This window comes from Pseudoduganella lutea, assembly GCF_004209755.1.
GTDB lineage: Bacteria > Pseudomonadota > Gammaproteobacteria > Burkholderiales > Burkholderiaceae_D > Rugamonas > Rugamonas lutea.
On the sequence record NZ_CP035913.1, the window covers coordinates 2129450 to 2142022 of the forward strand.

The window sequence follows — 12573 nt, forward strand, 5'->3', positions numbered from 1 at the left end:
CAATGAGTTTCCGCACTTCCCCCCTGCTGCGCACGCGCCAGCAGGGCAGCACGCTGGTCGGCATCATCATCGGCCTGGTCATTGGTCTCGTCATCGCGGTCATCGTGGCGCTGGTCATCACCAAGGGGCAGTCCCCGTTCACCGAACGCACGGCGCGCGCCAACAAGCCGGCCGAATCGTCCGGCCAGATCGCCGATCCGAACAAGCCGATGTACGGCAACCGCGAAGCGGCGCGCAGCGCCAACCGCGACTTCGAACGCGAGCAGAAACAGCCGCAGGCGGCACCGGCACCCACGCCGGCCGCCGATCCGCTGCAAGCCGTGGTGGACCGTATCCAGAATGGCGGCGAGCCGAAGGCCGGCACGCCGGCCTCGCCGGTACCGCCCAACACGGCCGCGCCGCCGACGCAATCGGCCGCTCCTGCGCCATCCCCGGCGGGCGAGGACAAGTGGGTGTATTACCTGCAGGCCGGCGCCTACCGTGAAACGGCCGATGCCGAAGCCGTGCGCGCCAAGCTGGCGCTGCTGGGCTTTGAAGCGTCCGTTACCGACCGCACCACCGATTCGGGCGTGCTGCACCGCGTGCGCGTGGGTCCGTTCACGCAGGTCGAGGCGATGAACAAGGTGCGCGGCAAGCTGTCCGAGAACGGCGTCGATGTCGCCGTCGTCCGCAACCAGAAATGATGGAGCCCTCATGCGCTTGTTGAAGCCGACCTTGAAGCAGATCCTCTCCGCCACCGTGTTCGCCTTCTTCGCCGCCGGCGCGGCCGCCTCGCCCGCCGCGCCGAAGGAAGGCGCCGAGTACAAGGCGCTGCCGACGCCGCAGCCGACCGACACCGGCAAGAAGGTCGAGGTGATCGAGTTCTTCGCCTACTGGTGCCCGCATTGCCACACATTCGATCCGACCCTGTCGGCCTGGGTGAAGAAGCAGGGCGACAACATCGTCTTCAAGCGCGTGCACGTGCCCTACAACGAGCGCCTGGCGCCGCAGCAGAAGCTGTACTACTCGCTGGAATCGCTCGGCCTGGCCGATGCGCTGCAGCCGAAGGTGCTGGCGGCACTGCACGGCGGTGGCCAGACCTTTACCCGCGACGACGAAGTATTCGACTGGGTGGCGAAGCATGGCGTCGACCGCCAGAAGTTCATCGACACCTATCGCTCGTTCGGCGTGGCCGGCAAGGTGCGCCGCTCGGCCGCGCTGATGGAAAGCTACAAGGTCGAGTACTGGCCGCTGATCATCGTCGATGGCCGCTGGCAGGCGTCGCCCAGCCTGACGGGCGAAGCCAACAAGAACCTCGATACCGAGGCCGCGCAGCAGCAGGCCACCACGCAGGTGCTCGACTTCCTCGTCGCGAAGGCGAAGGCCGAGAAAAAATAATGGCTGATGTATTGGCCAGCGTATCGGCCAAGGCATCGGCCACCGCATTGACCAAGCTTTCGGCCGCTGCCGGCCCGCGCGTGTTCATCACGGGCGCTTCCAGCGGTATCGGCGCCGCCCTCGCCGCCCGGTATGCGGCGCAAGGCGCCACCCTCGGCCTGTTTGCCCGCCGCGAGCCGGTATTGCGCGAACTGGCCGCGTCCCTCCCCTTCCCCGAAAAGCACAGCATTCATGCCGGCGACGTCTGCGACCACGCGGCGCTCGCCGCCGCGGCCCGCGCCTTCATCGCGCACGCCGGCGGCATCGACATCGTGATCGCCAGTGCCGGCATCTCGCACGGCACGCTGACCGAAGTGCCCGAAGACTTGCCGGTCTTCGAAACGATCATCGCCACCAACGTGACCGCCACGGTGGCCACGTTCGCGCCCTTCATCGAGGCGATGCGCGAACAGGGCCACGGCACGCTCGTCGGTATCGCCAGCGTGGCCGGCGTGCGCGGGTTGCCGGGCGGCGGCGCCTACAGTGCCTCGAAGGCCGCCGTCGTCACGTATTGCGAAGCGCTGCGGCTGGAAATGCGCCGTCACGGCATTCGCGTGGTCACGATCGCCCCCGGCTACATCGACACGCCGATGACCCGCCAGAACAAGTACCACATGCCATTCCTGATGACGCCGGAACGCTTTGCCGCCAGCGCGGTGCGGGCGATTGCCGGCGGCGTGCGCTACCGTGTGATTCCGTGGCAGATGGGCGTGGTGGCAAGGCTGCTGCGCTGGCTGCCGGACGCGCTGTATGATCTGGCCTTTGCCCGCGCGCCGCGCAAGGCGCGCAAATCCGCATCATGACCGATTCCATGTCCTTCGCCCCCGCTTCGCTCCTGGACCCTGGCAGCATCGGCGCGCGCTGCGCCGCCAGCGCTTCCCACGTGGCCATCGAGGCCGTGGCGGAAACCGGTTCCACCAATGCCGACCTGCTGGCCCGCCTGCCGGCCGGCACGCTCTCCGGCCCCGTGCTGAGGATCGCCGACGTGCAGACGGCCGGCCGTGGCCGCGCCGGGCGCCCATGGCTGTCGGCACCCGGCGCATCGCTGACGTTTTCGCTGGCATGGCCGTTCAAGGGGCCGCTGCAGCGGCTGGCCGGGCTGCCGCTGGCGGTGGGCGTGGCGCTGGCCGAAACGGTGGCGTCGCTCGACGTGCCGGTGCAGCTGAAATGGCCGAACGACCTGATGAAGGATGGCGCCAAGCTGGCCGGCATTCTCGTCGAGACGGGCACCGCGCCCGATGGCACGCTGTGGGCCGTGATCGGCTGCGGCATGAACCTTGTCATGCCCGACGATATGGAGGCGCAGATCGGCCGCGCCGTCGCGTCGGCGCCCTGGCTGGCGCGGATGGATCGCAACGCGCTGGTGGCGCTGCTGCTGTCGCGCCTGGCCGCCGTACTGGCGGAGTTCGACGATACGGGCTTTGCGCCGTTCCGCGACCGGTGGAATGCGCTGCAGGCATGGCGCGGCGAGCCCGTCAATATCCTGGACCAGGGCAACATCATCCAGCAAGGGATCGCCGCCGGTGTCGACGACGCCGGCCGGCTGCTGCTCGATACGCCTGGCGGCCGCGTGGCCGTGCTGTCAGGCGACGTGTCGCTGAGGCTTGCGTGATGGTGGCGGCGACGGTGGACATGAAAGCGGAATCTGCCGGCACCTGGCTGCTGCTCGATGCCGGCAATACCCGCGTCAAGTGGGCGCTGGCCGATGCCGACGCGCCGCTGGGCCAGTGGCGCGTGCAGGGCGCGATGGCGCATGGCCTGCTCGACACCTTGATCGCCGAGTGGCAGGCGGCGGGTATCGTGCCAGCACGGGTGCTGGCGGCCAACGTGGCCGGTGGCGGCGTGCGCGCCGCGATCGAAGGCGCGCTGCGCGTTTGCGCGCCGGCCGCGGCGGTCGAATGGTTCGCCGCCGTGCCCTCGCGCGCCGGCATCGTCAACGGCTATGCCAATCCCGCGCAACTGGGCTGCGACCGTTTTGCCGCCGCGATCGGCGTGCGCGCGCTGGTACCTGGCCGCCCCGTGGTCATCGCCAACTGCGGCACGGCGACCACGGTGGATGCCGTGACGGCGGACGGCACGTTCATCGGTGGCATGATCCTGCCGGGGCTGCGACTGATGTCCGGCGCGCTGGCGCGCAACACGGCGCAGCTGCCGCAGATCGACGCGGGTACCGTACTGCCGCCGACGTTCGCGGACAACACGCATGATGCGATCCTGTCCGGCTGCCTGGCCGCCCAGGCCGGCGCAATCGAACGCGCGGTGGGCGCCCTTGGCGGTGCCGCATGTATCATCTCCGGTGGCGCCGCTCCCCTGATCGCCCCGGCATTGAACGTGCCTGCGCGCCATGTGGACAATATCGTGATGCTCGGCCTGCACGCGGCGCTGCTGGCCGGCGAAATGGGTGAAACATGCTGACTACGCCATGCTGAAATTCTGCTTCTTCGCGCTGCTGGCCGCGAACGTGGCACTGTTCGCCGTCGGCAAGGGCCTGGTGGGCGACGTGGCCGAAGGCGAACGGGAACCCGCGCGCATGGAAAAGCAGCTCAATGCCAAAGCGCTGAAAGTGATTGCGCCCACGCAGGCTGTCGCGGCCGCCGCGCAAGCCGCTCCGCCCGGCCCGGCGCCGAAGGATGAAGCGGTGGCTGTGGCCTGCATCGAAGTCGGCAACTTCGTGCTGGCCGAGGCGCGCCGCTTCGAGGCCGAACTGGCACCGCTGGAACTGGGGGACCGCCAGTCGCGTCGTAACGTGCAAGGGCAGGATGTGTCGGGCTACGTCGTCAACATCCCGCCCTTCCCCAACCGGGACGCGGCGAACCGCAAGGCCGCCGAGCTGCGCGCGAAAGGCGTGGAAAACTTCTACATCATCCCCGATGGCCAGCCGATGAAGCTGGCGATCTCGCTGGGCGTGTTCAAGCAGGAAGCGGCCGCGCAGACGCAGCTCGCGGCACTGGTCAAGCAGGGCGTCACCGGCGCCCGCATCAGCCCGCGCTATGCTCCATCGAAGCAGCTCGTCTTCCAGTTCCGCGACATCGGTGCCACCACCCGTGCCCGGCTAGAGAAAATCGCCGCCGGCTTCAAGGAACAGCAGCTGCGCAAGTGCCAATGAAAAATTGCCTGAAACCGGGGGCGCGGCAGGGGTTTCGCAGAGCATGCTCTGCGCCTGCCAAGCAGTATTGGCATGCATGCCAATACTCCTTCCAGACCCGGTTTCGGCAATTTTGTTAATTCACTTCGCGCTGCACGATAAGGGGCTTGAGCTGCAGCGCGGTGGGCAGCCGTGCGGCGGCCGCGGCGGCTTCTTCGCGTGAGCCGTACGGGCCGCCGTACAGACGGTACAGCGAGCCGGCCTGCACCACGGCGAAGTCGCTGCCGCGGGTTGCCCCGGCAAGCCGTTCGCGCATCCTGGCGGCACTGTTTTCCTTGGCATAGGCACCCAGCTGCAGGTAGTAGCCGCTGGACGATGGCGCGGCCGTGTCGGTTGCCGTGTCACGCGACAGGATGAAGTCTTCCAGTTCGTCCGGCCCCGCGCCCGGCAGCAGCGGCGCTCCCGGCCGCAGTGCGCTGGCCGGCACGCCCTCGACGGCCGCGATGACGGCACCGGCCTTGCGTGCCGCGACCATCCGCTCGATCTCGTCCGGCATGATGCGCGTGACTTCCAGCTCGCTGCTGCCATTGAGCAGCAAGCCCAGTTTCAGCGCCGCCGTGTAGGAAACATCGATCACGCGCGACGACTTGAACGGCCCGCGGTCGTTGACCCGCACCACGACCGACTTGCCGGTCGCCAGGTTCGTGACCCGCGCATACGAAGGGATCGGCAGGGTCGGGTGGGCGGCCGACATCTTGTACATGTCATACAGTTCGCCGGACGACGTGCGCTGCCCATGGAACTTCTTGCCATACCAGGTGCCCATGCCGCGCACCGTGTACGGCTTGTCGTTCGGGATCGGCTCGTAGGTGGTGCCGAACACGGTGTACGGCCGGTTGGAGCGTGGCAGCAGCGGATCGTTGCGCACTTCGGCATCGGGCGTCTGCAGCAGGTTCGGCGGCGGGTTCTCGCCCGGGCCGTCGTCCTTGTAGTAGCCGCCGCGGCCGGAGCCGGCCGGCGGCAGCACGGGCACGCCGGCTTCGCGCTGCTTCGGCTTGACCTTCGGTGCACCCGGCAAGTGGCTCACGACCTCGGGGCCGCCGCAGCCGGCCAGCGCCAGCAGCGCCGTCAGCAGCGTGCACGAACCTGCGCGCGACAAGGACAAAGACAAAAACCGGCGCGCCATCAGGTCTGCACCAGCTTACGGTGACGCTGCACGCTCATCAGGATCCCGGACACGATCCCCAGCGTCAGCAAGGCGGTGCCGCCATAGCTCATGAAAGGCAGCGGCACGCCCACCACGGGCAGGATGCCGCTCACCATTCCCATGTTCACAAAGGCATAAGTAAAGAAAATCATCGTCATCGCTCCTGCCAGCAGGCGTGTGAAGAAATTGGGTGCGTTGGCCGCGATCATCATGCCACGGCCGATCAGCAGCAGGTATAGCAGCAGCAGGAACAGGTTGCCCGCCAGGCCAAACTCCTCCGAGTAGACGGAGAAGATGAAGTCGGTGGTGCGTTCGGGAATGAATTCCAGGTGCGTTTGCGTGCCCTTCGTCCACCCTTTCCCCATGATGCCGCCCGAGCCGATCGCGATCGTCGACTGGATGATGTGGAAGCCCTTGCCCAGCGGGTCGGCGGTCGGATCGATCAGCGTCATCACGCGTTCACGCTGGTAATCGTGCATCATCGACCAGGCCACCGGCATGAAGCACGCGCCCGCCACCACCAGCGCAAGCATTGCGCGCCATGGCAGTCCGGCGAGGTAGATGACCGCGAATCCCGCGGCCACCACCAGCAGCGAGGTGCCGAGATCCGGCTGGCGCATCACCAGGCCCACGGGCACCATCAGCAGCAAGGCACCGACGAGGTAGGAGTGCCAGCGCAGGTGCCCCTGCTGGTTCTGGAAATACCAGGCCAGCATCAGCGGCACGGCGATCTTGGCCAGTTCGGAGGGCTGGATGTCGATGAAGCCGATATGCAGCCAGCGCCGCGCGCCGAGCTTGATGGTGCCGAACAGCGCCACCGCGACCAGCAGCAGCACGGTCACCGTGTAGGCAGGCACCGCGATCCGCATCAGGTTCTGCGGCGAGATATTCGATGTGATCCACATGACGAGCACGCACATCGCGATATTGCGCAACTGGTCCTCGATCTTGCCTTCGATACCCAGGCTGGCCGAGAACAACGTGATCAGGCTGGTCGTCAGCAGCAGCACGAGCAGGAGCAGCAGCGGCGGATCGAATACCGCCACATAGGGTTTCACGCGCCGCCACAGCGAGCGTCGTTCGTTGATGCGCATATTATTCCCAGTTCCTTGGCGGGACGGCCGGCGCCGCGGCCGGTGCCCTGGCAGCCGGTGCCCTGGCGGCGGGCTGCGATGGCGACGGCGACGGTGCGGGCGCGCGGCCGGCAGGCGGAGCCGTCGTCGCCGGACGTACCGGCATCAGCCCCGGCCCGGGCGGCGTCGCGGCGGGCCGGCCGGCCGCGTTCGGCGCCGCGCCGGCGGCCGGTTGCGCCGGCGTCCCCGCAGGTGGCTGTGCACCGGCCTGGCCCGCCAGCTGTTCACGCGCCAGCGCCGCCTCTTCCTCGGCAAGCGGGCCTTCGATGGGCTCGAACACTTCAGCGTCCTCCTTGGGTACCTTGTCCGTGTTCTTCTCGGTCGGCCGCTTGCCGAGTATGTAGTAATCGAGCACCTTGCGGGCGATCGGCGCCGCCACGGCGCCGCCGAAGCCTGCATTCTCCACCACCATGGCGAGCACGATGCGCGGCTTTTCCGCCGGGGCGAAGGCCACGAACAGCGCGTTGTCGCGCAGGCGCTCGGCCAGTGTCTTGGCGTTGTACTTCTCGTTCTTGCGAATGCCCACGACCTGCGCGGTACCCGTCTTGCCGCCCACGGTGTAGCCCACGCCGGCGAACGCGCGGGTGGCGGTGCCGCCCTGCTCGCTCACCACGCCCACCATCGCATCCTTGATGAGGTCGATGTTCTGCTGCTTCAGCGGAATGCGGTAGCTTTCCTTTGGCACGGTCAGCGTGCGGGCGCGCGTGCCGCCATCCTCGATGATCTTGACGAGGTGCGGCTTCATGACGACACCATTGTTGGCCAGGTTCGCCACGGCGTGCGCGATCTGCAGCGGCGTGTACGAGTTGTAGCCGGAACCGTTCGACACCGAGATCGTGTCCCCGCCCACCCACTTGCCCGCCGCCGGGTTCTTCTTGTAGCGCGACTGCTTCCATGCCTTCGACGGCAGCACGCCGGTCTTTTCGTTATCGAGGTCGATGCCGGTCTTCTGGCCGAAGCCGAACGGCTTCATGAAGTCGTGGATCATGTCGATCCCCATGTCGCGGCCCAGGTGGTAGTAATACGTGTTGCACGACACGACGATCGACTTGCGCAGGTCCACCGTGCCGTGGCCGTGCACCACGTCGTCGCGGAATTTGTGGGTGCCCAGGTACATGTAGCCCGGATCGAAGATCGCCTGCGACGGCGTGCGCTTGCCAGTCTCCAGCGCGGCCAGCGCCATGAACGGCTTGAAGGTGGAACCCGGCGCATAGGTGCCGGACAGCGGCCGGTTCACCATCGGCCGGTCCAGCGAAGTATTGAGTTCATTCCAGCTCTGCGTGTCGATGCCGTCGACGAACAGGTTCGGATCGTAGCCCGGTCGCGACACGTAGGCCAGCACGTCGCCGGTCGACGGTTCGATCGCCACCAATGCGCCGCGCCATTCGCCGAACGCTTCTTCGGCGATCTTTTGCAGCTCGATGTCGATCGACAGGATCAGGTTGCTGCCGGAGGTCGGCGGCTTGCGCGACAGCGTGCGGATCGCGCGGCCGCCGGCGGACACCTCCACTTCCTCGTAGCCGGTGATGCCATGCAGGTGCTTTTCGTAGCTCTTCTCCAGGCCTTCCTTGCCGATGTAGTCCGTACCGTTGTAGTTGGCCGCGTCCTCGCGCTCCTCGATCGCCTTGGCCTCCTTCTGGTTGATGCGGCCGATGTAGCCGATCACGTGCGAGGCCGCCTCACCCAGCGGGTAGTTGCGGAACAGGCGTGCCTGCACTTCGACGCCGGGGTAGCGGAAACGGTTCGCCGTGAAGCGCGCCACTTCCTCGTCGGACAGCCGGGTGCGCAGCGGAATGCTGGCGAAGTTCTTCGACTCGTCCATCAGCTTCCTGAAGCGGCGGCGGTCCTTCGGCGTCACTTCCACGATCAGGGCCAGTGAATCGATCATTTCCTCGAGAGGCACGCGCAGCTTCGACGGCGTGATCTCGAGCGTGTAGGCCGAATAGTTGCGCGCCAGGACCACGCCGTTGCGGTCGAGGATCAGCCCACGGTTCGGCTGGACCGGCACCACGGCGATCCGGTTGTCCTCCGCCTGCGCCATGTAGTCGCTGTGCCGGATCACCTGCAGCCAGACCAGGCGCGCAAGCAGCAGCGCGAAGCAGATGAAGACGAGGGAGCCGAGCAGCGTCAGCCGCACCCGGAACAGGTGCAGTTCGCGCTCGTTGTTCTTCAGCTCTGTCATGATTGGCTATCGGCGCATCAGATCGGACGGGTATGGTCCTTGTCGACCGCGCGCCGCTGCGGCGCCAGCAGCAGCACCGTGATCAGGGGCCACAGCAGGGCCGACACGAAGCTTTCGACGAAGTAGAACCAGCCGGGAAACTTGCCGGAGACAATAAAGCGCACCAGCAACTGCACCGCCTGTGCCAGCAGCAGCAGCGGCAGCACATGCATCGCCTGGGTACTGATGCGGAACCACAGCACGCGCCGGTGCATCATGATCGCGCAGTAGGACAGCAGTGTATACGCCAGCGCGTTCTCGCCGAGCAGGGTGGCATCGTGCACGTCCATCAGCAGGCCGAGGCAGAACGCCGTGCCGATCCCGACCCGGCGAGGCTGGTGCACACCCCAGAACACGAGCACCAGCGCCACGAAATCGGGTGCGGCGATGAACTGGCCCCAGGGCATCAGGTTCAGCAGGAACGCGGCAATCAGGCTGATCGCGATGAAGATGGGGCTGACGGGCAGCAGGATGTACTGTGGACGGTTCATCGGGTCTCCCTCGGCGCCACGGGCGCGGGTGCTGTTGCCGGTGCGGCTGCACGTGGCGCCGGCGTGGCGGCCGGCGTCGTCGCCAGCGGTTGCGGCGGCGCGGCGGGCCGCAGGCCGGGTCCGGCCGCGGGTGCATTCGCGGCGGCGGGTATGGCGGCCGGCGCATTGACCGCCGCGTTGACCGCTGTATTTACCATCGCGGCACCGGCAGCGGCCGGCGCCCCGCCGGCGGTGGTGCCCTGCGCCCCGGCGGCCGCATCAGCCGCCTTTTTCTTCTTCACCGGCTTGGTCGTATCTTCTTCCGGTGGCCGCGGCGGCATCTCCGGCAGCGACATCAGCACCAGCAGCTGCGTATTGCGCTCGATGCCGGCCAGCGGCTGGCAGACCACGCGGCCGAACATGCCGTTCGCGCTGTTCTCGACCTGGATGACGCGGGCCACCGCCAGGCCGGCCGGATACACGCCATCGATGCCGGACGTGATCAGGATGTCGCCCACCACCACGTCGGCATTGGGTGCCATGAAGCGCAGGTCGAGGTTGCCGGACTGGCCGCGGCCGTAGGCCACGCTGCGCAAGCCGTTGCGCAGCACCTGCACGGGGATGGCCTGCTCCTTGTCGGTCAGCAGCGTGACTTCGGACGTGAAGGGAAACACGCGCGTCACCTGCCCTACCACGCCCTGGTTGTCGATCACCGGCAGCCCGGCCCGCACGCCCTGCTGCGTGCCGCGGTTCAGGATCACCTTGCGGGTGAACACGTCGCGCGCGTCGTAGAGGATTTCGGCCAGCATCGTCTTGCCGGGCACCTTTTCACGGGCTTCGAGCAACTTGCGCAGTTGCGCATTCTCGGCCTGCGTGAGCTGCGCCTGCTGCAGCGTCTGCGCCATGGCGATCTGCTGCGTCTTCAGTTCGCGCACCTGCCGTTCCAGGCCGGACAGCGTGGAAAAATACGTGCCCACGCCCAGCAGCGCATCGCGCGGCAGCATCGCCACCACCTGCAGCGGGTACAGCACGGTACCGACCACCTGGCGCACGACGGTCAGCGCGCCCACGCGCGAATCGAACAACAGCAATGCGATCGAAATGCACGCGCAGATCATCATCTTGGCGCGCGCGGACGCCCCTTGCTTGAAGAGTGGCGGCGGACTGTATTCCATAGATCCTGAAAGGACGCGAGCGGCCGTGCGCAATGCACGGGCCGCCCTGGTATTTCCAACGTTATTGCTAATGCTCTGCCAACGCTATTGCAAACGCCCGGTTGCGATCACCTGCAACGATCGATCGCGACCACGGTCGTGGCAGCGATCACTCGTAGGAGAAGATCGATCCCAGCTGGTCCATGCGTTCCAGCGCCATGCCCGAACCGCGCACCACGCAGGTCAGCGGATCTTCGGCCACCAGCACCGGCAGGCCGGTTTCTTCCATCAGCAGGCGATCCAGGTCGCGCAGCAGCGCACCACCGCCCGTCAGCATCATGCCCTTTTCGGCGATATCGGCGCCCAGTTCCGGCGGCGTCTGTTCCAGCGCGTTCTTCACGGCCGACACGATATTGTTCAGCGGGTCGGTCAGCGCTTCGAGGATCTCGTTCGACGAGATCGTGAACGAACGGGGAATGCCTTCGGACAGGTTGCGGCCCTTGACTTCCATTTCCTTCACTTCGGAGCCCGGGAACGCGGAGCCGATCGCCTTCTTGATCGCCTCGGCCGTCTGTTCGCCGATCAGCATGCCGTAGTTGCGGCGGATGTAGTTGACGATCGCTTCATCGAACTTGTCGCCACCCACGCGCACCGAGCCCTTGTAGACCATGCCGCCCAGCGAGATGATGCCCACCTCGGTGGTGCCGCCGCCGATGTCGACCACCATCGAACCCGTTGCGTCGGAGACCGGCAGACCGGCGCCGATCGCGGCCGCCATCGGTTCCTCGATCAGGTACACCTGCGAAGCGCCGGCACCGAGTGCCGATTCGCGGATCGCGCGGCGTTCCACCTGGGTCGAACCGCACGGCACGCAAATGATGATGCGTGGCGACGGGCGGAAGAACTTCGAATCGTGCACCATGCGGATGAACTGCTTGAGCATCTGCTCGGTCACGGTGAAGTCGGCGATCACGCCATCCTTCATCGGGCGGATCGCCTCGATGTTGCCAGGCACCTTGCCCAGCATCTGCTTGGCTTCCTTGCCTACCGCCTGGATGGTCTTCTTGCCGTTCGGGCCGCCTTCCTGGCGGATCGCCACCACGGATGGCTCGTCGAGCACGATGCCCGAGCCGCGCACGTAGATGAGGGTATTTGCCGTGCCGAGGTCAATGGCCAGGTCGGACGAGATGTACCTGCGTAAAAAACCAAACATGAGTATCCTGTAGCGCTTGCCCGCGCGTGGGCAGTTAAAAGTAGCCAGTACTGCGTCGTCCAGTACTGCGTTGTCCTGTAATGCGTCGTGCTGTGGCGTCGTGCCGTGGCGCCGGGCTCGCAACCGGGCTTGCAACCGGGTCCTGCCCTATATGGCGGCCACCGGGATGCCGGCAACGCATCAACCCGGCATTCTACCTTATAATTCACGGGCTATTTGCCCTGAATCCACTCAAATGTGCGGACCCCGAAGCCTGTGTTTATGCAGGTTTGCCGGGGTTTTAGGGCGAGATGGCCGATGTTACAAAAGTCTTTTGAAATCCCCTGTTTCTAAATCCTGCGCTTCGCGCCCGAAATCATGTCCCTGACAACGAACGACGTAAACCGCATCGCCAAGCTGGCGCAACTGGAAATGGACGAGCAGCATTCCGCGGCGATGCTGGACAAGCTGAACGGCATTTTCGCGCTGGCCGAGCAGATGCAGGCCGTGGATACCGAAGGCGTGCCGCCGCTGGCGCACCCGCTGGCCGCGCACATGCAGGTCGCGCTGCGCCTGCGTGAAGACGTGCCGACGGAACCGAACCGCCGCGACGATTACCAGCAGGTGGCGCCGAAGACCGAGGACGGCCTGTACCTGGTACCGAAGGTGATCGACTAACATTTCGCCGCAGACCA

The 12573-nt window shown here is 66.5% G+C and carries 13 protein-coding genes; 7 read left to right on the top strand and 6 right to left on the bottom strand.

Annotated features, from left to right (window positions below; translation table 11 throughout):
* Positions 1 to 2 precede the first annotated feature (2 nt).
* The 6 genes from EWM63_RS08955 to EWM63_RS08980 are packed head-to-tail and all read left to right on the top strand — an operon-like array spanning position 3 to position 4522.
* On the top strand, positions 3 to 683 hold the full coding sequence (locus EWM63_RS08955) for an SPOR domain-containing protein (protein ID WP_130186221.1): 681 nt from the start codon (positions 3 to 5) through the stop codon (positions 681 to 683).
* A 10-nt stretch (positions 684 to 693) separates the two neighbouring features.
* The gene (locus EWM63_RS08960; RefSeq protein WP_130186222.1) at positions 694 to 1377 is read left to right on the top strand and encodes a thiol:disulfide interchange protein DsbA/DsbL; all 684 of its coding nucleotides are present in this window, start codon (positions 694 to 696) and stop codon (positions 1375 to 1377) included.
* Positions 1377 to 2219 (top strand): SDR family oxidoreductase, encoded by an 843-nt coding sequence (locus tag EWM63_RS08965; RefSeq protein ID WP_130186223.1) that lies wholly within the window; start codon positions 1377 to 1379, stop codon positions 2217 to 2219. Before EWM63_RS08960 ends, EWM63_RS08965 begins: the two co-directional genes overlap by 1 nt.
* Positions 2216 to 3028, top strand: coding sequence for a biotin--[acetyl-CoA-carboxylase] ligase (locus EWM63_RS08970; protein ID WP_229487819.1), 813 nt, complete (start codon positions 2216 to 2218; stop codon positions 3026 to 3028). Before EWM63_RS08965 ends, EWM63_RS08970 begins: the two co-directional genes overlap by 4 nt.
* A gap of 20 nt (positions 3029 to 3048) precedes the next feature.
* Positions 3049 to 3831 carry a type III pantothenate kinase gene (locus EWM63_RS08975; protein WP_130186224.1) on the top strand — a complete coding sequence of 261 codons (783 nt, stop codon included), beginning with the start codon at positions 3049 to 3051 and terminating at the stop codon, positions 3829 to 3831.
* The gene (locus EWM63_RS08980) at positions 3818 to 4522 is read left to right on the top strand and encodes an SPOR domain-containing protein (RefSeq protein ID WP_229487820.1); all 705 of its coding nucleotides are present in this window, start codon (positions 3818 to 3820) and stop codon (positions 4520 to 4522) included. Before EWM63_RS08975 ends, EWM63_RS08980 begins: the two co-directional genes overlap by 14 nt.
* Positions 4523 to 4637: 115 nt before the next feature.
* Here the strand turns inward: EWM63_RS08980 and EWM63_RS08985 are convergent, their stop codons facing one another.
* From EWM63_RS08985 to EWM63_RS09010, 6 genes are all read right to left on the bottom strand, one after another.
* Positions 4638 to 5666: a septal ring lytic transglycosylase RlpA family protein gene (locus tag EWM63_RS08985; protein WP_443094124.1), complete on the bottom strand. Its 1029-nt coding sequence runs from the start codon at positions 5664 to 5666 to the stop codon at positions 4638 to 4640.
* 20 nt (positions 5667 to 5686) lie between these two features.
* The gene (gene rodA / locus EWM63_RS08990; RefSeq protein ID WP_130186226.1) at positions 5687 to 6802 is read right to left on the bottom strand and encodes a rod shape-determining protein RodA; all 1116 of its coding nucleotides are present in this window, start codon (positions 6800 to 6802) and stop codon (positions 5687 to 5689) included.
* 1 nt (position 6803) lies between these two features.
* The gene (gene mrdA / locus EWM63_RS08995; protein ID WP_130186227.1) at positions 6804 to 9023 is read right to left on the bottom strand and encodes a penicillin-binding protein 2; all 2220 of its coding nucleotides are present in this window, start codon (positions 9021 to 9023) and stop codon (positions 6804 to 6806) included.
* Between the two features lie 17 nt (positions 9024 to 9040).
* Entirely contained in the window at positions 9041 to 9553 is a 513-nt protein-coding gene (gene mreD, locus EWM63_RS09000) for a rod shape-determining protein MreD (protein WP_130186228.1), read from the bottom strand.
* The gene (gene mreC, locus EWM63_RS09005) at positions 9550 to 10707 is read right to left on the bottom strand and encodes a rod shape-determining protein MreC (protein ID WP_130186229.1); all 1158 of its coding nucleotides are present in this window, start codon (positions 10705 to 10707) and stop codon (positions 9550 to 9552) included. Before mreC ends, mreD begins: the two co-directional genes overlap by 4 nt.
* A gap of 148 nt (positions 10708 to 10855) precedes the next feature.
* Complete coding sequence (locus EWM63_RS09010) at positions 10856 to 11899, bottom strand: rod shape-determining protein (protein ID WP_050409489.1); 1044 nt, start codon at positions 11897 to 11899, stop codon at positions 10856 to 10858.
* Positions 11900 to 12256: 357 nt separating this feature from the next.
* Here EWM63_RS09010 and gatC point away from each other — a divergent pair, with 357 nt between their 5' ends.
* Positions 12257 to 12556 carry an Asp-tRNA(Asn)/Glu-tRNA(Gln) amidotransferase subunit GatC gene (gene gatC / locus EWM63_RS09015; protein ID WP_130186230.1) on the top strand — a complete coding sequence of 100 codons (300 nt, stop codon included), beginning with the start codon at positions 12257 to 12259 and terminating at the stop codon, positions 12554 to 12556.
* Positions 12557 to 12573 lie beyond the last annotated feature (17 nt).

Excerpts from the sequence above, each read along its gene's own strand:
- mreD (WP_130186228.1), bottom strand. The coding sequence starts at position 9,553 with ATGAACCGTCCACAGTACATCCTGCTGCCCGTCAGCCCCATCTTCATC.
- EWM63_RS09010 (WP_050409489.1), bottom strand. The coding sequence starts at position 11,899 with ATGTTTGGTTTTTTACGCAGGTACATCTCGTCCGACCTGGCCATTGAC.
- mrdA (WP_130186227.1), bottom strand. The coding sequence starts at position 9,023 with ATGACAGAGCTGAAGAACAACGAGCGCGAACTGCACCTGTTCCGGGTG.
- EWM63_RS08955 (WP_130186221.1), top strand. The coding sequence starts at position 3 with ATGAGTTTCCGCACTTCCCCCCTGCTGCGCACGCGCCAGCAGGGCAGC.
- EWM63_RS08970 (WP_229487819.1), top strand. The coding sequence starts at position 2,216 with ATGACCGATTCCATGTCCTTCGCCCCCGCTTCGCTCCTGGACCCTGGC.
- mreC (WP_130186229.1), bottom strand. The coding sequence starts at position 10,707 with ATGGAATACAGTCCGCCGCCACTCTTCAAGCAAGGGGCGTCCGCGCGC.
- EWM63_RS08975 (WP_130186224.1), top strand. The coding sequence starts at position 3,049 with ATGAAAGCGGAATCTGCCGGCACCTGGCTGCTGCTCGATGCCGGCAAT.
- EWM63_RS08960 (WP_130186222.1), top strand. The coding sequence starts at position 694 with ATGCGCTTGTTGAAGCCGACCTTGAAGCAGATCCTCTCCGCCACCGTG.
- rodA (WP_130186226.1), bottom strand. The coding sequence starts at position 6,802 with ATGCGCATCAACGAACGACGCTCGCTGTGGCGGCGCGTGAAACCCTAT.
- EWM63_RS08965 (WP_130186223.1), top strand. The coding sequence starts at position 1,377 with ATGGCTGATGTATTGGCCAGCGTATCGGCCAAGGCATCGGCCACCGCA.
- gatC (WP_130186230.1), top strand. The coding sequence starts at position 12,257 with ATGTCCCTGACAACGAACGACGTAAACCGCATCGCCAAGCTGGCGCAA.